The sequence below is a fragment of the Acidobacteriota bacterium genome (assembly GCA_029861955.1).
Classification (GTDB): Bacteria; Acidobacteriota; Polarisedimenticolia; order Polarisedimenticolales; family Polarisedimenticolaceae; genus JAOTYK01.
In genome coordinates, this window is sequence record JAOTYK010000015.1 from 1 (window position 1) to 24,239 (window position 24,239).

Annotated in this window: 15 protein-coding genes; 14 read left to right on the plus strand and 1 reads right to left on the minus strand. The window is 62.4% G+C overall.

Annotation, left to right across the window (positions count from 1 at the left end; translation table 11 throughout):
* Positions 1–342 (minus strand): hypothetical protein (locus OES25_09115; GenBank protein ID MDH3627803.1); only part of this gene is annotated, 342 nt, incomplete at its 3' end.
* Between the two features lie 18 nt (positions 343–360).
* On the opposite strand from OES25_09115, the gene hisS reads away from it, so the two are divergent.
* From hisS to bamA, 14 genes are all read left to right on the plus strand, one after another.
* On the plus strand, positions 361–1,623 hold the full coding sequence (gene hisS, locus OES25_09120; protein ID MDH3627804.1) for a histidine--tRNA ligase: 1,263 nt from the start codon (positions 361–363) through the stop codon (positions 1,621–1,623).
* Positions 1,620–3,413 (plus strand): aspartate--tRNA ligase, encoded by a 1,794-nt coding sequence (gene aspS / locus OES25_09125; GenBank protein ID MDH3627805.1) that lies wholly within the window; start codon positions 1,620–1,622, stop codon positions 3,411–3,413. The genes hisS and aspS overlap by 4 nt, the downstream gene beginning before the upstream one ends.
* Positions 3,414–3,503: 90 nt before the next feature.
* Positions 3,504–4,379 (plus strand): LysM peptidoglycan-binding domain-containing protein, encoded by an 876-nt coding sequence (locus tag OES25_09130; GenBank protein MDH3627806.1) that lies wholly within the window; start codon positions 3,504–3,506, stop codon positions 4,377–4,379.
* A 23-nt stretch (positions 4,380–4,402) separates the two neighbouring features.
* Positions 4,403–5,377: a PhoH family protein gene (locus tag OES25_09135; GenBank protein MDH3627807.1), complete on the plus strand. Its 975-nt coding sequence runs from the start codon at positions 4,403–4,405 to the stop codon at positions 5,375–5,377.
* A complete protein-coding gene (locus OES25_09140; GenBank protein MDH3627808.1) occupies positions 5,377–7,683 on the plus strand; it encodes an HDIG domain-containing protein in 2,307 nt (768 codons plus the stop codon). The genes OES25_09135 and OES25_09140 overlap by 1 nt, the downstream gene beginning before the upstream one ends.
* 4 nt (positions 7,684–7,687) lie before the next feature.
* Positions 7,688–8,158 carry an rRNA maturation RNase YbeY gene (gene ybeY / locus OES25_09145; protein ID MDH3627809.1) on the plus strand — a complete coding sequence of 157 codons (471 nt, stop codon included), beginning with the start codon at positions 7,688–7,690 and terminating at the stop codon, positions 8,156–8,158.
* Positions 8,158–9,438, plus strand: coding sequence for a hemolysin family protein (locus OES25_09150; protein ID MDH3627810.1), 1,281 nt, complete (start codon positions 8,158–8,160; stop codon positions 9,436–9,438). The genes ybeY and OES25_09150 overlap by 1 nt, the downstream gene beginning before the upstream one ends.
* Positions 9,428–10,339 (plus strand): GTPase Era, encoded by a 912-nt coding sequence (gene era / locus OES25_09155; GenBank protein MDH3627811.1) that lies wholly within the window; start codon positions 9,428–9,430, stop codon positions 10,337–10,339. The genes OES25_09150 and era overlap by 11 nt, the downstream gene beginning before the upstream one ends.
* Before the next feature lie 77 nt (positions 10,340–10,416).
* Entirely contained in the window at positions 10,417–11,184 is a 768-nt protein-coding gene (gene recO / locus OES25_09160; GenBank protein ID MDH3627812.1) for a DNA repair protein RecO, read from the plus strand.
* Entirely contained in the window at positions 11,181–12,071 is an 891-nt protein-coding gene (locus OES25_09165; protein MDH3627813.1) for a glycine--tRNA ligase subunit alpha, read from the plus strand. The genes recO and OES25_09165 overlap by 4 nt, the downstream gene beginning before the upstream one ends.
* On the plus strand, positions 12,068–14,179 hold the full coding sequence (gene glyS / locus OES25_09170) for a glycine--tRNA ligase subunit beta (GenBank protein ID MDH3627814.1): 2,112 nt from the start codon (positions 12,068–12,070) through the stop codon (positions 14,177–14,179). Before OES25_09165 ends, glyS begins: the two co-directional genes overlap by 4 nt.
* On the plus strand, positions 14,176–16,923 hold the full coding sequence (gene ppdK, locus OES25_09175) for a pyruvate, phosphate dikinase (protein ID MDH3627815.1): 2,748 nt from the start codon (positions 14,176–14,178) through the stop codon (positions 16,921–16,923). The genes glyS and ppdK overlap by 4 nt, the downstream gene beginning before the upstream one ends.
* Before the next feature lie 121 nt (positions 16,924–17,044).
* On the plus strand, positions 17,045–17,905 hold the full coding sequence (locus OES25_09180; protein MDH3627816.1) for a TraR/DksA family transcriptional regulator: 861 nt from the start codon (positions 17,045–17,047) through the stop codon (positions 17,903–17,905).
* Positions 17,906–18,268: 363 nt separating this feature from the next.
* A complete protein-coding gene (bamA, locus tag OES25_09185; GenBank protein ID MDH3627817.1) occupies positions 18,269–24,163 on the plus strand; it encodes an outer membrane protein assembly factor BamA in 5,895 nt (1,964 codons plus the stop codon).
* Positions 24,164–24,239: the final 76 nt, after the last annotated feature.

Below are 24,239 nucleotides of genomic sequence, written 5' to 3' on the forward strand. Positions count from 1 at the left end.
TGGCAAGAGGGACTCGGTGCGTAGTTCGAGCTCCGACCGCTCGCCCCAACCGGACCAGGCCCAGCCACCCTCGACCGCCACGTTGAAACGGGAGTCCCCGTCGGCGATCGACGGTCCCTCCTCCCGCAGAGGCCCGGGAACGGCTATCTGCCTCAGTTCGACGAAGCGTAACGGCACGGCGGTGTCGTCGGCTTGCCATTCGACCGGAGGTTCGAGAAACTGCGTTTCGAGGTCGCCGTCGGTAAAATTCTGTGCCCACGTCGGAAGACAGGTCACCGCCAGGATCAGCCCCGGGATCCACGAAGGCCTACGGGACGAGGCGTATGTGACAAATCCGTGCACTTTCCCTAGGATCCATCCATGAAGACGTCTTACCGGGCCCTGCGGGGGACTCATGACATCCTGCCGGAAGAGGCCGAGCGCTGGCAGTATCTCGAGCGTGTCACCCGGGAGATCTTTCGTCGCTATGACTTCGGCGAAATACGCACGCCGATCCTCGAACACACCGCGCTGTTCGCCCGATCGGTCGGCGAGTCCTCGGACATCGTCCGCAAGGAGATGTATTCGTTCGATCGCGGCGATGATTCGCTAACCCTCCGTCCGGAAAATACCGCAGCCGTCGTACGCGCCTTCATTGAGCAATCCATGCACCGCGGTGTCGCGACCGGCTACCCCGAAAGATTATTCTACATCGGACCGATGTTTCGGTACGAGCGTCCGCAGAAGGGTCGACAGAGACAGTTTCATCAGATCGGTGTCGAGGTCCTGGGCGCGGCGGATCCCGCGGTGGACGCCGAGACGATTCGAATGTCCGAGGATCTGCTGGACGCGATCGGGCTCCACGATCGCGAGGTGCGAATCGCGTCCGTGGGCGACGAAGCCTGTCGACCGGCGTATCGCGAGGCGCTGCGGGCCTGGCTCGAGCCGCGCAGTCACGAGGTCTGTGAGGACTGTCAACGACGCATCGTCGAAAACCCGCTTCGAGTATTCGATTGTAAACACGAAGCGGATCAGTTGCTGTATCGCGATGCGCCGATGCTGGCCGACCACCTCTGCGACCCGTGTCGATCTCATGACGAGCAAGTCTGTCGCACGCTCGACAGGCTCGGCGTCTCTTACAATAAATCCGATCGTCTGGTTCGCGGGTTGGACTACTACCGTCGGACCGTCTTCGAGACCGTGGCGACAGGTCTCGGGGCTCAGGACGCCGTCCTCGGCGGCGGACGGTACGACGGCCTCGTGGAAGAACTCGGCGGACCACCCATGCCGGGCTTCGGGTTCGCCATGGGTATGGAGCGGATGCTCCTGCTCATGCCCGAAGATCGAGCCGAACGGAGGCGACCGGATGTCGCCCTGATCGCACTCGGTGACGACGCATGGTGGGACGCCATCTCCTGGGCGCATCGTCTTCGGGAAGCAGGACTCGCGGTCACACTCGCCAGCTGTCCACGGAAGATGGGCGCCCAACTTAAGCGGGCCACCAAACGCAACGCGCGGTTCGCGTTGTTCGTGGGGGATGACGAAAAGACAAACAATGCCTACGGGTTGAAGAATCTGGATACGGGCCAGCAGCAGACGATTGCCGCGGAGGAAGTTATCCGCATCGTCGAGGGGGAGCGATGAGCGACGAGACGAACCCACTCCTGCATCGCACCGTCGGGTGCGGGCAGATCTCCGAGGCCGATGCAGAGTCGGCGCGCTCCGTCGTGTTGACCGGTTGGGTTCATCGGCGACGCGATCTCGGCCAGTTGATCTTCATCGAACTGCGGGATGCGACGGGAACTGTGCAGGTTGTGTTTGATCCGTCGCGTCATCCCGAGGCCCATGCGGTCGCCGAGTCGCTGCGGGCCGAGTTTGTGGTTGGGGTCTCGGGAGTCGTCGCGCGTCGAGAGGCGCCGAACCCCGATCATCCGACCGGTGCGTTCGAGATCGTCGCCGAACGTGCAGTGCTGCATAACCGAGCGGAATTCGTGCCGTTTCCCGTGGCGGACTCCCGCGAGGCAAGCGAGGAGGTGAGGCTCAAGCACCGGACCGTCGATCTGCGCCGGCCCCTTCTTCAGCGAACCCTCCAGACGCGTCACAGACTTGGCCAGGCCGCGCGGGGCCTGTTGAACGAGTCCGGGTTTCTTGAGGTCGAGACGCCGATCCTGACCCGCTCGACACCGGAGGGGGCGCGGGACTACCTGGTCCCCAGTCGCGTGCAGCCCGGTTCGTTCTTTGCACTCCCGCAGTCACCGCAGATATTCAAGCAGCTCCTGATGGTTGCCGGCTTCGATCGGTATTACCAGTTCGCTCGCTGCTTCCGAGATGAGGATCTTCGCGCCGATCGGCAGCCGGAGTTCACGCAGATCGATATCGAGATGTCCTTCGTCGAGGCGAGTGACGTCCGGAAGCTGATCGAGGGATTGATGACGGAGATGTTCGCGGTGATCGGCGTCGAGGTTCACACGCCGTTCCAGCGGATGCCCTACGACGAGGCCATGAGTCGTTTCGGCAGCGACCGACCGGACCTACGTTTCGATCTCGAACTGCAGGATCTCGGCGATGCCGCGGTCGGTACCGGATTCCGAGTCTTCGACGATGTGCTGGCCGCAGGCGGCTCCGTACAGGGGATCCGGGTCCCCGGGGCGGGGGACGCCTCCCGCAAGCAGTTGGACGCCTGGACCGAGGTCGCCCGCAAGGCCGGTGCAGGCGGCTTGATCTGGATCAAACGCGTCGGCGACAAGCTCACGTCGTCAGCCCTGAAGGTGTTGGGAGAAGAACGCTGTACCCGGATCGCGGATCTTCTGGCGGTTGCGGATGGGGACGTGGCACTCATCGTGTCCGATAAACTGGCCGTCTGCCGCGCCGCCCTTGGAACGCTTCGGGTCCACGTCGCGCATGAGCGAGGCCTCGTCGAGAAGGATGCCTGGCGCCTCGTATGGATCGAGGACTTCCCGCTGGTCGAATGGGACGAAGATGCGGGCCGCTGGTTCGCGTGCCACCACCCTTTCACGGCACCGCACTGGGATCATTTGGAAAGGTTGCAGTCGGACCCGGGGGCGGTACGTGCCCAGGCCTACGATCTTGTCCTGAACGGGACGGAGATTGGCGGCGGGAGTATTCGTATCCATCAACGTGATGTGCAGGAGCGTGTCTTCGCCGCCCTGGATATCGGCGAGGAAGAGGCCGAGTCGAAATTCGGCTTCCTGTTGCGCGGGCTCCAGGCGGGCGCGCCGCCCCACGGTGGCATTGCGATGGGGTTCGACCGGATCTGCGCGATGCTGAGTGGCGTCGATTCGATCCGCGACGTGATCGCGTTTCCGAAGACAACCCGCGCTAACTGCCTGCTGACCGGCTCCCCGGCGCAGGTTGACGAGGCCCAACTTGCGGAACTTGGGATCGCGCTACGGGTCGATCCGGAAACCTCTTAATATCAACGGGTTACGACAACGCAGATTGACCCCAAAAATGGCGCTGTGGTAGCTTGCAGCGATGAAGAGACTATGTTCCAGAGGGGCACCATGCGTCAACGTCTAAGCCACTTTTCGATCGCCTTCACGGCAGTTCTCGTGCTGCTAGCCATCGCGTCCGGGTGCGCAGGAACCATCCCCCAGGAAGTGGTCGATGTTAACCGAGCGTTACAGGACGCGAAGGACGCGTGCGCGACCGTTTATGCAACCGACAGTCTGTCCGGAGTGCAGTCCGGTGTCGACTCGATGAACGCTCTCGCGGACGACAACAGGTATCGCAAAGCTCGCAAGGAAGCGGGACCGTTGGCGTCGCGAGTGTCCGGTCTGGAGACCGAGGCGGCGAGCGCTCGGACGGAGGCCAAGAGTGCCGCCGAGACGGCGATCGCCAACGCGGAAGCCCTCGTGGAGAAGGCACACGAAGTCGAGGCCGACGAGTACGCTCCCGAAACCTGCAGTTCACTCCGCGCCAAGGTCAACGCTGCGAAAGAGGCGGCGGCCGACCCGTGTCGTTACACGGAAGCTACCGGGTTGGCCGGCGAGGCCGCAGAGCTCGCCGAGCGCGCTGCCGCAGAGGCGGAAGCCGAGAAGAAACGGCGTGCAGAAGAGGAGAAGCGTCGTCTCGAGGAAGAGCGACTCAAGGCCGAAGAAGAGGCCCGTCGCGCCGAGGAAGAACGCCTCCGTCGATTCCCGTCGAGCTACACGGTTCAACGTGGCGACTCTCTCTGGCGTATTGCCGCCATGGAGACGATTTACGGCAACCCGACCTACTGGCCGCTTCTGTATCAGGCGAACGAGAGCGCGATTTCCGATCCTAACCTCATTTACCCCGGTCAGGAGTTGACCGTCCGACGCGATTTGACGGAAGAGCAGACGAATGAGGCTCTTCGGGGCATGTGGCGTTCGATGGCTGCAGGAGCGGAGGAATAGCGGCCGTCCCGCACGGCCCTGTCATGAAGACGATCAACCTGGACGCGCGTGTCGTCGAGACGATTGCAGGAAACCACGAGGAGACCCTGCGTCTTCTCGAGGATCGGTTTGCCGTCACCATCACCGCTCGCGGTAGCGACGTACTGGTCTCTGCTCGCAACGAGAGTGGCGCCGGTGACGTCGAGGTCGTTGCGTCGTTCCTGGAGCAACTGCAGGGGCTGCAGGCGGAAGGCGTCGAGCTGCGTCGTGGAGATCTGCGGACGGCCGTCGAACTTCTCGCGCGTGACTCCGGAGCAACGCTCCGCGATCACTTCGTCACCTCCCGCATCCAGACCTCCACGAAACGGGCCATCGTCCCCAAGTCCGAGAATCAGCGAATCTACATCAACGAGATTCAGAAGAACGATCTGGTATTCGGTATCGGCCCCGCCGGTACCGGGAAGACCTACCTCGCCGTGGCCAACGCCGTGTCGATGCTCAATGAGCGTCGCGTCAAACGCATCATCCTGGCGAGGCCGGCCGTCGAGGCCGGCGAGAATCTCGGGTTTTTACCTGGCGACCTTACCGCGAAGGTCGATCCGTACCTTCGACCGCTCTATGACGCTCTCTACGACATGTTGGAGCCGGCACGGGCCGAGCGCTTCCTGGAAGATGGGACGATCGAGGTTGCCCCGCTTGCGTTCATGCGGGGACGAACCCTTGACCATTCGTTCATGATCCTCGATGAAGCCCAGAACACGACATCGGAACAGATGAAGATGTTCCTCACCCGAATTGGCGTGAACACCAAGGCCGTGGTTACCGGGGACGTGACCCAGGTCGACTTACCACGGAACAAGATCTCGGGGCTGATCGAGGCTCGTGAGATTGTCAGCGGCGTGCCTGGGATTTCGTTCGTCGAATTCGATGAGATCGACGTTGTCCGGCATCCGCTGGTCAAGAGGATCATTCGTGCCTATCAGGAACGGCTCGATAGTGACGAGCAGCGGGACGTCTGATGGACGAATCATCCTCGAAGCGCACCACGGGTAAGACTGGGAAGCAGGGTTCCCATCGTCGTCAGCTGAGTCTTTCGTCGCGAATCCGCGGGCGAACCCGAGCGTTCACGGACGCCATCCTGGACATGGATACGGTCTGGAGCGGTCTGTTCGTGGTCGTAGTGATGCTGCTACTCGTTCAGCGCGGCGGCGGCCCCTTGCCGGATTTTCAAATCGGCGACACCGTGCTCTCCGATATTCGCGCTCCCTTCGACATCGAGATCGTCGATCGAGAGCTGACGGATCAGCGGCGTCGAGAGGCACTCGAGAGCGCTGAGCAGGTCTATATCTGGGACTCCGAGCGGCGGCTCGTGCTGGCTAGGGAGCTTTCGTCCGCTTTCGAACTTGGGCGTCAAGTGTTGATCGACATTCCCGCCGACGGAGAGACCGCGGGGCTAGAGGCCCGGGTCGAAGCGCTCAGCGCTCTGGGGGATCGGCCCGTTCTGGAGGTGCTGATCGCAGACGGATTCTCGGAGGGGCTGGAGCAACAGCTGGGTAGCGCGTTGGCCTATGTGCTGCGGGGGCCGGTCGTCGGCAACAAGTCCACGGTCGAGCGCGACGAGACGATCCGACTGGTCGAGCTTCCGTCCCGATTCGAAGAGACCGTGACGAGTTTCGATCAATTCAGGGACACCGGGACCGTTCGTGTAGAACTCTTCGGCGAGCTCAAGTCGCGCCTGACGATCGAGGCCGACTCACGGCGGTTGATATCCGAATTCGCCAGCTCGTTCCTGGACACGACCGTCCACTTCGACGCGGCCGAGACCCAGCGACGTCGGGAGCGCGCGATACGCGATTTGCCTCCCGTCATGGTGCGTGTGGCGCGCGGTGAGATGCTGATCCGGGAAGGCGAGCAACTCAACGCAGATACGCGGATATTGCTCGACGCTGCGCGTCGAGGCTCCGGCGCCGAGATGGAGATCGAGCACTACCTGGCGTTGCTGCTGGTGGTCTGCACGCTTGGGTTCTTTCTCTGGCGATACAGCACCTACCACCAGCGTGGTTTCCGCAAACTAAAACATCTCTACGCGCTGCTCGTGATGGTTCTCCTGGGGATGATGCTGATCGGGCACGCCGTCATGTGGCTGGCGTCACGCGCCATCGCAACGCTTGACGCGCCATTCAGTCAGCTCGATGTCTACATCTACCTGATCCCACTGGGAGCCGGCGCGATCCTGATCGCTCTGCTGGCGAATGGGCGCATCGCGATGGTCTATTCGTCGTTCGCCTCGATCCTGTTCGCGGCTCAGCACGGCTTTGACTTCTATGACGGGGTCTGGGCGACGATCGTGCAGCTGTCCGGCATCTACGTTATCTCAAGCTATCGGGAGCGGGCGGCGCTCCTTCGCGCCGGACTCGTCGTGGGTGGTACAGGTGCGATGGGGGCGCTGGCACTTGAGATTCTCCGTGGCAACCTGGATCCGGTCTCGGTCACGCTCTACGGCGCCGGATTGGCGTTTATCGGAGGAGCGGTCGGCGTCGGCCTCGTCATCTCGTTCTCGCTCCCGCTCCTCGAGGGGATGTTCAACGTATTGACCGATATCCGACTGCTCGAATTGTCGAACGTCAACAATCCGCTTCTCTCCGAATTGGCGGTCCGGGCACCAGGTTCCTACAACCACAGCCTCGTAGTCGGCACACTCGCCGAGGAGGGCGCCAAATCGATCGGTGCCAACAGTCTGTTCTGTCGAGTGGCGGCGTTCTATCACGATATCGGCAAGGTCAATCATGCCGAATACTTCGTCGAGAATCAGCGGGGTGTAAACCCTCACGACAAGCTCACACCGTCGATGTCGGCACTGATCATCTCCTCCCACGTCAAGGACGGTATCAAGATGGCGCGCGAGGCGGGGCTTCCGGAGCAGATCGTCGACATCATTCCCCAGCATCACGGCACCAAGATGATGACGTTCTTCTACGAGAAGGCCCGGGCGCAGACAGACCCGGCACTCGGGCCGATCAAGGAAGAGGACTTCCGCTATCCGGGCCCCAAGCCTCAGACGCGGGAGGGGGCGATCTTCATGCTGGCGGATGCGGTCGAGGCCGCCGCTCGAACGGTCGAGGATCCCACGCCGAACCGCCTGATGGAAGTGATTCGGAAACTCACAAACTCGATTGTCCTCGATGGGCAGCTGGACGAGTGTGATCTTACGTTTGCCGATCTCGATCGTATCCAGCAGGCATTCCAGCGTCTGTTGGTGAGCATGTACCACCGGAGGGTCGAGTACCCTGGGTTCGAGTTCAACAAACAACGAGGCGCGTCGTAGAACGGTGAGCGGCCTGCTGGAGATCGAGATACTCAATCGACAGCGCAGAGCCGTCGTGGATTCGAGTGGCGTTGGGCCACTTCTGCAGTCGGCATGGAACTCCGGCCTTGCGGCGGCGGAGCGCCTGACGCACACCGTCACGGTCTGTCTTGTCTCGGACAGGAAGATTCGTGAGTTGAACTCGAAGTACCGCGACACGGACTCGGCCACCGATGTGCTGTCGTTCCCGGATGGCGAGCAGAGTCCCGACGGCGAGACGCTCCATCTCGGTGACATCGTCGTATCCATCCAGACGGCGGAGCGCCAGGCCGGCGATCGAGGCGTGACGCTCGAACGAGAGTTGCTAATCCTCGCCTTGCACGGGTTCCTCCACCTGCTCGGATTCGATCACGAGACGGATGACGGGCAAATGATGGCCTTGCAATCCAGGCTCGAGGCGAAATACGTGACGACCCCGATCGGAGATGCGACCTGATGCCCGGATTCGCAATTCAGTTTCTCGATGTCGCTCTGCTGTTGTATGCGTTTCTCGTCAACTTCGTCGTCTCTACGACGCTGGCGGCCGTCACGGCGCTTAATCCCGTCGCACTCCGCGGACTCAGCAAGGACCTCCCGGTGCGAGTCGGGGATGTTGAACAGTTGGACAGCGAAGCCGCATCGCAACGACTTTCGTTGATCTTCGCTCAGAAGGGCAGCCTTCTGCTGGCCGTGGGCGCAGCATTTGATCTTCTCCACCGTCTGGGCGTCCCACTCGCTTTTCATGTCGTCCTGATCATCGCCTTCGTGCTCATCGTAGTTCTGATCCAGGGGCTCCTGGTTCGCTGGCTCGCGATTCGCGATCCTCGAGGTTCTCTGGCCTGGTCTGCCGGTATCTCGCGGTTCATCTCTACACCTTTTATCCCGATCGCCGTCGTGGTGGGTCGCGTGCTGCAGGCCGTTCCCGAGGACTCTGTCATCAGCGAGGAGGAGCGGGAAGAGCGCGAGGATAACGAGGTCGAAGCGTTGATCGAGGTGGGTGAGCGAGAAGGTCTTCTTGAAGAGGAAGAGGGCGAGATGATGCGCGGGATCGTCGACCTCGATGAAACCGTCGTCCGCGAGATCATGACGCCCCGCGCGGACATCGTCGCCTTGCCGGTGGAGTCGACCGTCGCAGAAGCTCGGCGAACCGTGATCGAGGCAGGCCACTCTCGGTTGCCGGTCTATCGCGGAAGCATCGATCACATCATGGGTATCCTCTATGCGCGTGATCTCTTTCGGGCCTGGGAGAAAAACGGAGATTCGTGGACGCTGGAGAACCTCGTGCGTCGTGCCGCCTTCGTCCCCGAAACCGCCTCCGCCGCCGTATTGCTCTCGGGGATGCGTCAGAAACGGCCGATCGCGATGGTCATCGATGAGTACGGCGGTGTGGCCGGACTGATCACACTTGAGGATCTTCTGGAGGAGATCGTCGGCGAGATCCACGACGAGCACGAGACCGTAGAGGAACTGATCCGCAGCGAGGACGGCTGGTCGGTTCCGGCGGCCACCAGTATTCAAGATGTCGAGAAATTGTTCGAAATCGATCTCGGTCCAAGGGGGTTTGACACCATTGGCGGGCTGGTCGTCTCGACATTCGGTCGGGTTCCGCTTGTGGGCGAAGAGATCACTACACGGGGTATCAGTGTTCGTGTGTTGGCCGCCGATAGTCGACGGGTAAGACGGGTGCAGATCCGACCGATGGGAACCGACGAGGGTGCATCCAGCGATGACGACTAGAGACACCGACTCGACATTTGCGACCGTCGCGCTCATCGGCTGGACGAACGTCGGAAAGTCATCGCTACTCAATCGACTGATTGACGCAGACGTTGCGGCCGTATCGCATGTCGCGCAGACGACCCGACACAGGATCCTGGGTGTACGGACCGTTCCGGGCCGCGGCCAGATCGCGTTCGTGGACACACCGGGATTTCATCGACCCCGACATCGGATGAATCGAATCATGCTCGAGACCTCACGTCAGGCGCTTCACGATGTGGACCTCGTGCTCCATGTCCTCGACGCAACGCGCGATCCCGGACAGGGAGACTCGGATATCGCGGAGTTGCTGGAAAAGGCGTCCGCTCAGAGAGTCGTCGTCCTGAACAAGGTCGACCTCGTCAGCAACAAGGCGGAGTTGTTACCACGCATGGAGAAGATGGCGGCGGACTGGGGTACTACCGATCTGTTTCCGGTCTCAGCGTTGTCCGGCGACGGGTGCGATCGGCTGCTGGACGGTCTGTTGACTCTTGCTCCGGCGGGAGATCCACACTATCCCGACGACTACATGACCGACCAGACCGAACGGCAACTGGTTACGGAGTGGATCCGCGAGCCCTTGATCTCCTCCCTTAGACAAGAGGTGCCCCACGCGATGGCGGTCGTCGTCGAGTCCTGGGACCGGTCGGACAACGGCTTTCTGACGATCCACGCGGCGATCTGGGTCGATCGAGATTCGCAGAAGAGCATCGTCATCGGTGCCGGCGGTTCGCGGTTGAAGGAAGTCGGAACGACCGCCCGGGCGCGGATCGAGCGGGAACTGGATGCACGGGTTCATCTGGAACTATGGGTCAAGGTGCGTGAGCGCTGGCGCGATGACAGGACGCTGCTGCGGGAGCTGGGGATCGACGGGAGCTAGCGGTCGGCGGAATCTGCTATTATCCCGCGTCCACGACCGCTTCATGGCTGGCTCGAAAAAGACGCACGAGGGACGCGTTGAAACCCCTACAAGACGACGCATACGTACTCCGTACGCAGCCTCTGGGGGAGTCTGACTGGATCGTCAGTCTGTTGGCGAAGGAGCATGGTCTCGTGCGCGGTGTCGCAAAGGGTGCGCGACGGAGTCGAAAGCGCTTCGGCGGGTTGCTCCAGACACTCAACGAGGTCAATGCGCGCTGGGTCGAGAAGCCCGGCAGGGATCTCCACCGGCTGGAGGGTGTCGAGCCCCGTGCCGACTGGACGGAAATCCAGTCCGACCCGATCGTCCACGCGATGTGCGCCGTTCTCTCCGAGGTCACCGAGGCGTTCAGTCACGAAGCCCAGGCGGAGCGGGATATCTATCGACTGATCGGTGCGATCCTGCAGGCCCTGCGGGACGGGCACTCGCCCTATCTGCTGCTGCGCTACTTCGAGTTCTGGATGCTTCGACTTCACGGACTTCAGGATCCGATTGACGTCTGTGGGCGTTGTCACGAGGATCTCGGCCAGAGTCCCAGGCTCGTCGATCACGGTGGACTGATGTGTCGAAAATGTCACGAGGTCGATGGTCGTCCTGGCCGACCCTTCGGTCGCGAGCTGCGTCGGTTCCTTCTGGAGTTGCAACGCTCGGCACCGAACGATCTCACGCTGGACGTCGCCCAGGCTCGACCGGGTGGCCCGGTGGAGAGTCTCCTGCGAGGTCGACTGGAGGCATTTGCCGAGCGCCGTTTTCGCACCTATCGTCATTTCGCGCAGTTTCCCGTGGGTGAGGGTCAACCCCGATGAATTTTCAGCAACTTCTTCTTGGTATCCAGCAGTTCTGGGTGGACAAGGGCTGCGTCCTACAGCAGCCGTACGACGTCGAGGTCGGGGCCGGAACGATGGCTCCCGACACGTTCTTTCGCGTCCTTGGAGAAGAGCCCTGGCGCGTCGCCTACTGTCAGCCTTCCCGTCGGCCGGTCGATGGTCGCTACGGCGAGAATCCGATGCGGCTGTACAAGCACTATCAGTTCCAGGTCATTCTGAAACCCGCGCCGCTCGATGTGCAGGACCTGTATCTACAGTCCCTCCGTGCCTTCGGAATCGACCCCGAGGAACATGACATTCGGTTCGAGGAAGATAACTGGGAGTCGCCGACGCTCGGCGCCGGCGGCGTTGGCTGGCAGGTCGTGATGGATGGCATGGAGATCTCGCAATTCACCTATTTTCAGCAGGTCGGCGGGATTGAATTACGGCCGATATCGGTGGAGCTCACCTACGGCATCGAAAGAATCTGCATGTTCCTGAATGACATCCGAAACGTCTATGACATTCCCTGGACGGAGACGGTACGCTACGGAGACGTTCGACACGCGGAGGAGTACGAACACTCGGCGTACTCCTTTGAAGAGGCCGACATTGATTTCTTTCGCGAACAGTTCGAGCGTTGGGAGCGAGAGTCCGGACGGCTGCTGGATCGCGTGCGAGAGGTTGACGGCGAGGAGGTCAACGCTCCGTTGATCCTTCCCGCCTACGAGGCGACACTCAAGTGTTCGCATCTGTTCAACGTGCTTGACGCGCGGGGCGCGCTGAGTGTGACGGAACGAGCGGCGCATATCCAACGAATCCGAAAACTCTCGTGTCGGTGCGCCCGTCATTATCAAGAGAGACTGACACCCGAGGTTCAGACGTGAGTGATGCACGAACTCTCCTACTGGAGATCGGCTGCGAGGAGATTCCGGCGCGGATGATTCCGAAGGCGGCGAAGGCGCTCGGAGACGCCGTCGTCCGGATCTTGCAGGAGGCCCAACTCGTCGAACAGGGAACATGCGTTGCCTGGGGTGGCTCGCGGAGGCTGTCCGTTCGTGTGGCGTCCGTCGGCGAGCGTCAGCCCGACCGCAGAGAGCAAGTCACCGGCCCGCCCGTCTCCGTCGCCTATGACGCTGACGGCACCCTCACGAAGGCAGGGGAGGGGTTTGCGCGCAAGCAGGGGGTCGACCCCGCTACTCTTCAGCGCGTAACGACCGATCGTGGGGAGTACGTCGGCCTCGAGCGCGAAGTCACCGGGCAGACGCTGGCGGAGATTCTCGCGGAGCGTCTCCCGGTCGCCGTGTCGGCCATGACCTTCCCGAAGACGATGCGATGGTCCACGGGAGATCATCGATGGGTTCGACCGGTTCACTGGCTCGTGGCGCTTCATGGAAACGAGGTGCTGGCGATGGAGCTGTTTGGCGTCGCCTCCGGACGAGCGTCAACGGGACATCGTTTTCTCTCGGAAGCCCCCGTCGAGTTGGCAAGCGCCGATGAGTACGTCGAAGCCCTCCGGGGTGCCCACGTGGTCGTCGACCCCGCCGAGCGGAGGCAACGTGTCGAATCGCTCCTTTCGGCAACCGCAACTCGACTCGGTGGCGTGATCCGTGCGGACCCCGACCTGCTTGACGAGGTCGTGGATCTCGTCGAATGGCCCGGTGTGGTCGGCGGCGGGTTCGAAGAGGATTTCCTCGGTCTTCCACCGGAGGTGCTGGTCGTCACGCTTCGCTATCACCAGAAGTGCTTTTCGATGGAGAACGCGGAAGGGGAGTTGCTCCCCGGATTCCTGGCGATCGCCAATACGGATCGAGACCCGTCCGGGCATATCCAGAGGGGTAACGAGTGGGTGGTCTCGGGTCGTCTCGAGGACGCTCGCTTCTTCTGGAAGGAGGATCGCAAGCGAACCCTGGCGTCGCGCTTAGACGAACTGGGGCGTGTGGTCTTCCACGCCAAAGTCGGCAGTTATCTCGACAAGGCGAAGCGTACCGTGGCGATTGCAACGCGACTAGCGGCACGGCTCGATTGGCCGGAAGAACGCACGGCGCGTGCCGGCGAATCGGCCACACTGGCAAAAATCGATCTCGTCACGGGGACCGTCGGCGAGTTTCCCGAGTTGCAGGGCAAGATCGGCGGTCTGATGCTCCGCGAGGAGGGCGGAGACGTCGAGGTCGCCGATGGCGTGTACGAGCACTACCTCCCCGAGGGGCCGGATGATCCGATCCCCGCCAGCGACATCGGCTGCCTGGTCTCGGTGTCCGACAAGTTGGACTCGATCGCGGCCCTCGTCGGCGCAGGGGAGACACCTACCGGGTCGCGGGATCCGCTCGCTCTTCGACGCGCGGGCTCGGGGCTGTTTCGCGTATTGATCGAACGGGCGTGGGATCTCAGCATCAATGACCTATTACGTGCCTGTGGCGGTGGGGACGCGTGTGGGGAGTTCCTGGCCGACCGGCTACAGAAGTTTCTGCGGGACGCAGGATTCCATGTCAACGAGATCCAGGCCGTCTGGCTTCCCTGGATCGAACGCAGCGGCGTCGGCGAGGTCCGTCCCGCCGGAATCGCGGCACGCCTGGCCCCGCTCACCGCCGTCAGGGCCCGGGACGACTTCTCGCGACTTGCCGACCTGGTGAAACGGGTCGATACGATTTTGACGCGCAACGCCGAACGATTCGACGGCATGCGCGATCAGGCGGGCGGTGCGTCCGATGGCCTGTCGTCCGACTCCGAACGGCAACTGGCGACGTTGGTCGAGGCAAAACAAGAGATCCTGGTCAACCAGGAGACGGACGGAAATTACGACGGGGTCGTCGATACGCTGGCGATGTTCGTGGAGCCCGTCGACCGCTTCTTCGCCGACGTCCTCGTGATCGACGAGAAGGACCCCGGTGGTTCGGTCGCGCGCGCGGACCTGCTGGCCCGATTGCGCACCATCCTCATTCGCTGTTTCGATTTGAGAGAGTTGGCCGGGAAGGCCGAGAAGGAGACGGCATGAGCCGTTGGGCATATGCGTTCGGCACCCACCGAACCGACGGTGATGCGACGATGAAGGCCCTCCTGGGAGGGAAGGGGGCCAACCTCGCCGAGATGACGCGGATCGGTATCCCGGTCCCACCCGGGTTCACCCTGACGACCGCTGCCTGTAACGCCTACTTCCAAGGTGGGGGACGTTTTCCGACCGGCCTCGTGAGCCAGGCCGAGAAGGCCCTGGCCTCATTGGAACGACAGCATGGCCGCCGGTTCGGTGACCCGAACACCCCCTTGCTGGTCTCCGTCCGGTCCGGCGCGATGTTTTCGATGCCCGGGATGATGGACACGATCCTGAATCTCGGTCTCAATGACCGTTCGGCTCGCGGCCTGGCAGAGAGCAGCGGAGACGCGCGATTCGCGTATGACTCCTATCGCCGATTCATCCAGATGTACGCCGATGTCGTCCTTGAACTCGGCAAAGAACCGTTCGACAAACTCCTGGAGCAGGCGAAACGTCGACGACGGGTCACGCGGGACATGGACCTGACCGCTCGTGACCTGATCTCGTTGACGGAGCGATTCAAGGACTACGTCAAGAAGACAACCGGGCGTGCTTTCCCGCAGGATGCCAAGAAGCAGCTGTGGGGAGCCGTGCGTGCGGTCTTCCGAAGTTGGAACAACGACCGGGCCAAGATCTATCGACGACAATACGGGATCGCCGATTCGCTCGGGACGGCGGTCAACATCCAGTGCATGGTGTTCGGGAATACCGGTGAGGATTGTGCCACCGGCGTCGCATTCACGCGCGACCCCGCGAGTGGCGAGAACAAACTCTACGGCGAGTACCTGATCAACGCCCAGGGTGAGGACGTGGTCGCCGGCATCCGGACGCCTCTACCCATCCGTCGTGGTCAATCCGCCGAGTATGACGAAGAGTCTCTCGAAGCTCGGATGCCGAAGGCGTATCGCGAGTTGCTGGCCATTCGAAAGAAGTTGGAGCAGCACTATTGCGACATGCAGGATGTGGAGTTCACCATCGAGCATGGCAAGTTGTTCATGCTTCAGACGCGCACAGGAAAACGGACCGGCCGCGCGGCGCTCAAGATCGCGTTTGACCTCCATCGAAGTAAGCGGATCGATCGCAAGGAAGTTGTCAGGCGGGTCGATCCCGAGATGGTGACCCAACTCATGGCACCGGAGTTCGAACCGGCCGCACTGCTTACCGCGAGCCGCGACGGTCGTCTGCTGGCGACGGGACTCCCGGCGGGGCCGGGGGCGGCGACGGGGCACATCGCCCTGACGGCGAAGACGGCGGCCTCGATGGCGGCGGCCGGCAAACCCGTTCTCCTCGTGCGGGCCGAAACCAGCCCCGAGGACATCGGTGGGATGCTGGCGGCGGAGGGGATCGTCACGAGTCGCGGGGGGATGACCTCCCATGCGGCGGTGGTCGCCCGTGGCATGGGCAAGCCCTGCATCGTCGGTGCCGAAGCGCTCGAGGTCGATGAGAAGGATCGACGCGTCCGTGTGGGACGCACGGTCGTCAAGGAGGGGGACCTCCTTTCGATGGACGGCGGCCGTGGCTGGGTACTCACCGGCGGGTTAGAGCCCCAGCCCTCGGAGATCCAGGAGTCGGTGCTCCGCCGCGCGAGCGGAAAGAAGCCGAAGAAGGGCTCCAGCATGTTGACGATGTTCGAGCGCTTGATGCGCTGGGCCGATGCGGAGTCCGGACTGTCCGTCCGGACGAATGCCGACACACCGCGGGATGCCCTGGTCGCCCGAGCGCTCGGCGCCCGAGGTATCGGTCTCTGTCGGACCGAGCACATGTTCTTCGGTGACGACCGAATCGCCGCGATGCGAGAGATGATCCTCGCGAGGGATGAAGAGGGACGACGGAACGCTCTCCGAAAGCTGCTTCCCATGCAACGACGCGACTTCGTCGGGATCTTCAAGGCGATGGACGGCTATCCGGTCACCATTCGCCTACTCGATCCGCCTCTTCACGAGTTCCTGCCGACCGAGCCGCGACACTTTCGTCAACTGGCGAAGGACACCGGTCGCTCCGTTGAGGCAGTGGAGCGTCTCGTCGAGCAACTCCGTGAGACCAATCCGATGCTCGGCCATCGCGGCTGCCGCCTCGGCCTGACCGTACCGGCGATCTATGAAATGCAGGCGACGGCGATCATCGAAGCGGCGATCTCGTGCCGGTCGTCCGGTATCCGGGTCCTCCCGGAAATCATGATCCCGCTGGTGGGAACGCTGCGGGAGTATACGGACCTCGAGTCCCTGATCCGTCAGATGGCCGGCGCCGTCATGGCCCGGAAGAAGAGTCGTGTCCGGTTCCTCGTCGGAACCATGATCGAGATTCCGAGAGCCTGCCTGATCGCGGAGCAGATCGCCCAACATGCGGAGTTCTTCTCCTTCGGGACCAACGACCTGACCCAATTGACCTACGGCTACTCACGGGACGATGTGGCTCGGTTTCTTCCGGAGTACATCCAGCAGGGCATCCTGCCTGGAGATCCGTTCGAATCGATGGACCCCGAAGGGGTCGGCAAGCTCGTGGCCACCGCCATCGACGGCGGGCGCGCCGGGAGAAAAGACCTGAAGCTGGGCGTCTGCGGCGAACACGGCGGGGATCCGGCGAGCGTAAGGATCTTCCACGAATTGGGACTTAATTACGTCTCCTGCTCGCCCTACAGGGTCCCGGTGGCCCGTCTGGCCGCCGCCCAGGCACGCCTCAGTGAGGGGGGAGGCTCCGGAACGGCGTGATGCTAACGGAACTTCTTGACGGGTAACTTCCCGGGATTTATATTACCGCCCGTTTGGGGGCGGGTTCAGCCGAGAACCTGCACCACAGATCCGAGCCGGGCAACACGTATTGGAGGTCGAGATGGCCGCCAGGTCAGTCAAAAAGAAGGCCGCGAAAAAGAAGGCCACCAAGAAGAAGAAGAAGACGAAGGCACGTGTGACCAAAACCGCCAAGAAGAAGACCAACAAGAAGAAGAAGATCGTCAAGAAGAAGAAGATCGCGAAGAAGGCGGCCAAGAAGAGGGTCGTCAAGAAGACCGCGAAGAAGGCCACAAAGACCAAGGCCAAGAAGAAGGTGGCGAAGAAGTTAGCGAAGAAGGGCGGCAAGAAGACCGCCAAGAAGAAGGTCGTCAAAAAGGTCGCGAAGAAGACTCCCCGCCGCACGAAGAAGGTTGAGAAGATCGCCACGATCGCGCGGCCCGCAAAGGCGGAGAAACTCGCAGCACCCGCCAAGAAGAAGCGCACGAAGCTGACCCCGGCGCAAAAAGCCGAGCGCGCCGCTCGCCGGAGAAAGGTGGCTTCGCTCAGGAAGATCCTTCTCGAACGGCACGACAGTCTTCTCGCCGCGTACAACGCTGCAAAGGGGAGTACGCGGGATTCATCTACGGATGGAACCGAGGATTACATCGATTACGCGGTCAGTTCCTACGACCGCGATTTCATGTTGTCGTTGACGGAGATGGAACGTGGGCAGCTCCGGCTGATCGAGGATGCGCTGGCTCGAATCGATCGTGGCAACTACGGCAACTGCATGAACTGCAGTCAAGAGATCCCCGTCAAGCGGCTCGAGGTCGAACCCTGGGCTCGTTATTGCATTCGCTGCCAGGAGCTCTACGAGATGGGGCAGCTGGAAGAGGCCGACTTCGAGGATGACGACGATAACGTGCTGGACGAGGCGACCGAGGCTGCCTCGGGGAAGGCCGGGGACGACGACGACCTCTAGCACCCGCATCGATCCGGCCGGTTAGAATTCGGGCACTCCTCATCGTAAACTAGATCGGTTTCGCAACTCCGAGGTGGACCGATCGTCGATTCCTCACCGACTCCTACTAAGCGCGGCCTGACATGGCGTCGTCGTGTCAAGCGAGGGATCTTTGTACTCGTCATCGCTCTGGTTGTCGCGACGCCCATTGCGCGGTTACGCCTAGAGTCATGGATTCTGGGGGCGGCTCGCTCCCGCCTCGCGGCCGAGTTCGATGGGACGCTGGAGGTCGATCGATTCGAGATCAATCTCTGGCGACTGGAGGCCAACCTGGAGGGCCTCGAGGTCCATCTGAAGAGCGGTGCCGGCACGGCGGACATCGCGTTGGACCGCGGGTCCGTCAAGCTCGACACCGGCATCCTGCTCGATCTCTCGCACCCTCAGGAGCATCTCGCCCAGGTCACTCTGAAGTCGCCTACCGTCGAGATCGACGGCGCGTTTGCGATGGATCCCAACCCCAAGACGGGGCCCGCCAAACCGTTCCAGCTCCAGATCGACGACCTCGAGATCTCCGACGCGAGGATCCGAATCGATGACCACGAGCGCAACTCCAGCCTGCATGCCTCGTCCTTCTCGATCACGGGAATCGAGAACGCGTCACGCCCGGGCTGGCACGGTCGACTGGCCGGCGAGGTTTCGGTACGAGATTCGCCGATCGGCGTGGATTACCCGCTGAGTTTCGTGAGCCGTTATGCCTATACACCCGGGAAGGTCCGTCTGGTCGGCCTGGAGGTCTCGGGGCCGGGAGTTTCGGGCCTGTTTTCCGGCGATCTGGACTGGCGCCAGGAATTTCTCGCACGCCTCGAGGGAGACGTCGATCTGGAGCTCGACGCCATCGAGCCCTACCTCGACGAATCCATGCCCAGGTTTTCCGGCGCTGCCGAGGCGAACCTGCACATTCTGGTGGACCACGAGGGATGGCTTGTCGAGGGGCCGCTGGTCTCCTCCGATGTCCACGTCGATGATCTGGTGGCGCGCCAGGCTCAGGCTCGGTTGATCATCGATCAGGAGTCGGTAACCCTCGAGGAGCTCGTCGCCAACAGCTTCGGCGGTGTCGCGAACGGTCGCGTCGTCATCGGGATCGGTGGACCGACGACCATCGATCTCGATCTGGACAGCAAGGGCGTCTCCGCCGAGGGTCTACTGGCCTGGATCGGTGTCCCGCTGCCCGTCGCATCGACCCTCGCCGCATCGTTGCGTCTGACCGGTACGCTCGGTGACCGAACGACTTGGGATGGAGAGGGGACGTTCGTCGGCGAGGCGATGGAGTCCACCCTGGGCGGATTGCCGACGGTGGTGGGAGCCGGGGAGATCGCGTTCGATGCCGGCGTCATGTCCCTACGGGCCGAGGCCGTTGAACTGGCTAGCGCCACGTTGACCGTCGATGGTCAATTGAGGATCGCCGAGGATCAGACGCCGGGACGCATCGTCCTGAACGGGTCGACGAGCGATGCCTCTGCAACCCACCAGGGCGTGGAGCAGGTCCTCGCAGCCCTGGGGGAACAGCTCCCGCAGCAGGCGGCCTGGCCACTCACGGGGAGCGGGACACTTAGTGCAGGCTTCAGCCTCCAGGATTCGGCGCCGCTGGAGCTGGCGGTAGACCTGAAGGACGGCGGTTGGGGTCTCCAGGAATTCGACCGGCTTCGTCTGTCGCTGACGATCGACGATGATCGTCTCGCGATCACCGACACGCTGCTGTGGATCCACGAACAGCGGCTGGAGGGGGACTTCGCGATCGACATGGGTCGATCCGTACCGCTAGAGGTCGATGTCAACGTGCACGGGTTCTACCCGGCGTTCCTCCTGGAGCAACTCGGCCTCGCCGAGGGGGTCTCGGGAATCTGGAGTGGCGACCTCTCGGCCCAGACGACGGAAGGAGGGCTCGAGGGGGCAGGCTCCTTCACGGTCGAGAACGTCAGCATGATGGACCACACGATCCGAACGGCATCCACACAGGTCACCGCGACCTCGTCGGTCCTCAGCCTCGGAGAGCTACGAGCCGAGGGCGATGGGTTCGAGCTTCGTGGTCGCGGAACATGGGACCTGATTCACGATGAGCAGTCCATCGAGATTGACTCCGCCGTGCTGGAGTTGGGGGACCTTGCGGCCTGGGGCGACGAAGCCGCGTCCGTCGCGGGTGAGCTGACGGTCACGGGCCGGATCGACGCTCGAGCCGACGGCCTTCAGGGTGAGTTGACGGTCCGCGGTCACGACATCCACTCGGATCCGTTTCAGCTCGGCGACTTTGAGGGCAACCTGGCTCTCCTGGGGGATCGGCTCGCCTTCCGAGCCGATTCGGCGGCCGACGCGGGGTGGCAGGTCGACGGGACACTCCTGCTCGTCGAGCCTCTGCCCGCTGTGATGACGGTCCAGCTCGATGAGACACCTCTGGGCTCGCTTCATGCATCGTTGCAAGACCAGGACGGCTCCGTCAGCGGTACGTTCGATGTCCACGTCTCGTTGAGCGAACCCGAGGGCATCCAGATCGAAGGCACGGTGACCGATGCCTCGTCCGGATTCGGTGCGCACGAACTGCGCTTACTGGACCCGTTCGATCTGGTGGCCGGGCCGAGTGGTTGGACGGCCCGGGGACTGCATCTCGGGAGCGGCGATACCCAACTGAGGGGCAACGCGCAGTCCGGACCCGCAGCCGATGAAGTGTCCGCGAGCCTCGCGGGTCGCGTAAACCTCGCCATGCTCTCCGCCGTCGAACCCGAGATAAGAGCCGCCGGCACCGCCGATGTCGATCTTCGAGCCGCCTATTCCACAGCGGGCCTCGACCTCGATGGCTCGGTCGAGTTCGTTGACGGGCGGCTTCACTGGCTCGGGTTCCCGGAAACCATCGCCGCGTTGACGGGACGGATGCGTTTTCGCGACAGCGAACTGACCGTCGACACGCTGACGGGCCGATTCGGTGGTGGGGAAATTCATGTGGTCGGTGGAGCGAATCTGCTGAATCCCTCCGACCCGGAGTTCGAGTTTGACCTCTCTGCCGCCAACGTCCGTCTCGACGGCCCCGAGGGATTTCGCGGCATCTACGACGCCGACCTCACCTGGAAGTCGTTGATCGATCACCAGACCCTCGTCGGGCGTGTCGAGGTGCTAAGGGGCCTGTACGACGAGCCGTTCGATCTGGGAGGTATCGGGGGTGCCGGCGGACGCGCAGTGAGCGGCACCGCCATCGAGGGACTCCCGCTCGACCTGGAGTTCGATGTCGATATCATCGCAGACTCCGGGGTCTGGCTCCGAAACGATCTGATCGAGGGCGAAGCAACGATGGACCTCGAACTCGTCGGCACGGCAGCGCGTCCAGAGATCGCGGGACGCGCGGCCCTGCGTGACGGCGGCCAGATTCGATTCCGCGATCTGGAATACCGGATTCTAACGGCGACTCTGGATTTCGTCGATCCGGCCCGCCTCGATCCCTACATCACCCTTCATGCTGTGACGCAGGTCGCCGAGTATGCGATTCACCTGAGGGTCGAGGGGACCGCCAGTCAGTTTGAGTATGACCTCACGAGCACACCATCCCTCGCACAGCAGGACATCATCGCTCTGCTGACGACGGGTCGTACGATGCAGGATCTGAGTGGGCGCCCCGGTCGGACGGAATTCACCGGAGACCTCGCGGCGAACTACTTCGCCGGCGCATTGACCGATCGCTTCGAACGACAACTGGAACGGGTCCTCCGTCTGGAGCGGTTTCAGATCGACCCCCTCTTGACCCAGGAGGACGCCGACCCGACGGCACGGATCACCATCGGCAAGGCCGTGACGGACGATCTGTTCGTCATCCTCTCGACCGACCTGAACTCGACCGAAGACCAACTCTACGAGATCCAGTGGAGGCTGTCTCGAAAGACCCGGGCCAGTGCGACGCGGGATACCGAGGGCGGAATCGGTGGCGATATTCAGTACTACGATCGCTACTGGTGGAAAAAGCCCGACCTCGATCCCGACGCGGAACACGAGGCCGCCGTGGCATTGCGATCCTCGGCAGACATCGCTGGTGATGAAGTCGAAGCCCGCATCGAATCGATCTTCGTGGGCGGGCTGACCGGGAACGATCGGGACGAAGCACGTCGGCGGATCAAACTCAATGTCGGGGATCCCTATCGACGCTCGACGATGTTCGCCGGGATCGAGTCCTTACGGAAGATGCTGGTCGGTCGCGGACACATCGAGGCCGAGGTCAACGCGGTCGCCACTCCGATCGGAGACGGTGCCAGAGTCAAAGTCGAGTACTGGGTCTCCCGCGGTCGCATACTGACCGTCGAATTCGATGGTGTAGACAAGAAGGATGAACGGAAACGCCTGGACGCCTTGCTGCGCGATCGCTGGAGCGTCGTCGTCTTCGGCGATGACCTTTACGACGATGCCATCCAACAGCTACTGGCAGACTTTCATGCGCGCGGATACTACGCCGCCGACGTCCAGCATTTCGAACGCGTCGATGACGACGGGCAGCTCGTTTGCGTGTTCTCCGTCGATCGTGGACCGGTCGTGCGAGTCCGCGAGCTGGAGATCGAAGGCGTCGAGAATCTTCCGGCGGCGGACGTCCGCCGGCAGTTGTTGACCCGTACGGCGAGCCTGTTGCAGAAAGGACTCCTGGTGCCCGGCGTCCTGAAGGACGACGTTCGTGCCATCGCACACCTCTATCGAAGTCGCGGGTTCCTGGATGTCGAAGTGGATGACCCGCGCATTCGCCTGTCGAGGAACGGCGAGAACGCCTCGATAAACATCCTTGTCCACGAGGGGCAACGGTCCCGTGTCGGAGAGCTCACGTTCTCCGGAGAGAGTCCGTTCCCGGATGAGGAGATGCACGGGTGGCTCACCATCGAGTCGGAGCAGACGTACTCGCCGATCCGGATGCTCGAGGCGGAGAGTGCCGTTCGGGCAAAGTTCGATTCCCACGGTTACGCCGACGCGCGGGTTCGATCGAGTGTCACGCGTGAGGCGGATCGGGTCCACGTCGAGTTCGAGCTTGTTCCCGGAACGCCGAAGCGTCTGCACTCGATCGAGATCCTGGGCGCGCAGTCGACTCGCGAGAATGTGATCAAGCGGGCATTGCAGCTTGAGCCCGGTGAGCTCATCTCCCGGGACGCGCTTCTGCGAAGCCAGCACGAGTTGTATCGAACCGGAGTGTTCAGCAACGTGCGATTGACGACGGATCCGGCGGCCGTCGGTGAAGAGGGAGATGCCGCCGAGCCACAAGTCTTGACCGTACGCGTGGAAGAGGCCCGTCCGCTGGCGACCTCCGTGGGGATTGGTTATGACTCGGAGGGTGGAGAGCGAATCAGCTTCTCCGCGAGCCACCAGAACATCGGTGGTCGCAACCGCATCCTGAGTCTTCAAGGGCACGCCAGCGACATCCTTACCCGCGTCCAGTTCATCGGGGAGGCTCCGCATCTTTTCGGCAGGAAGGATCCGGTTCTCGTCAACCTATCGGTCGAGGATCGTGATGAGATCGGGTTCAAGGTTCTCCGCCGTAGTGCCGCCATTCGCTTCGATCGTCGGTGGAATAGGAAATGGAACAGCTTCACCCGATATAACTACCAACGCGTCGATCTTCGCGAGATCGAAGACTCTCTGGCGGTCACCGAGGAGAAGCTCGAGAACCTGGGGCTCGGGGATGTCGGCTTCACGGTCGTCCGTGACTCCCGCGATGATCCGCTTCTCCCTCGGCGCGGAACCTACGGCAGCCTGAGCACTCGACTCTTCGCGCCGGCCTTCGGCGGCGAGGTCGCGATGCTGAAGACTCAGATGACGGTCTCGTGGGTCCACACGTTTTCAAATCAGATCACGCTTGCAAGTGGTATGCGACTGGGCCTTGCCGAGCCGTTTGGCGTCAGCGAGCGGGTTCCGCTGTCGGAGAGGTTCTTCGCAGGAGGGGACTCGACGGTTCGAGGGTTTGGACGGGATGAGCTAGGTCCGATGACCGACGGGCTCCCCGCCGGCGGCGAGTCGATGTTCATCTTCAATCAGGAGTTTCGATTCCCGCTATTCGGTCCGTTGCGCGGGAACCTGTTCTATGACGCCGGAAACATCTACCCGACCATCGAGGACTTTGACGTCACGGATATCCGGCATGTTCTAGGGATCGGTCTTCGCTACGAGACGGCGATCGGCCCGCTTCGACTGGAGTACGGGCGAAAGCTGGATCGGGAGGTCGGAGAATCGGACGCGGAGCTGTTTTTCGCTATCGGGACCGCGTTCTAGGAAAGGGGGGCCGCCGCCTCGGCCAGGAGGAGGGGGGGGGTTGGCCGAGGCGACGATCCAGGGGGTCATGTGTTTG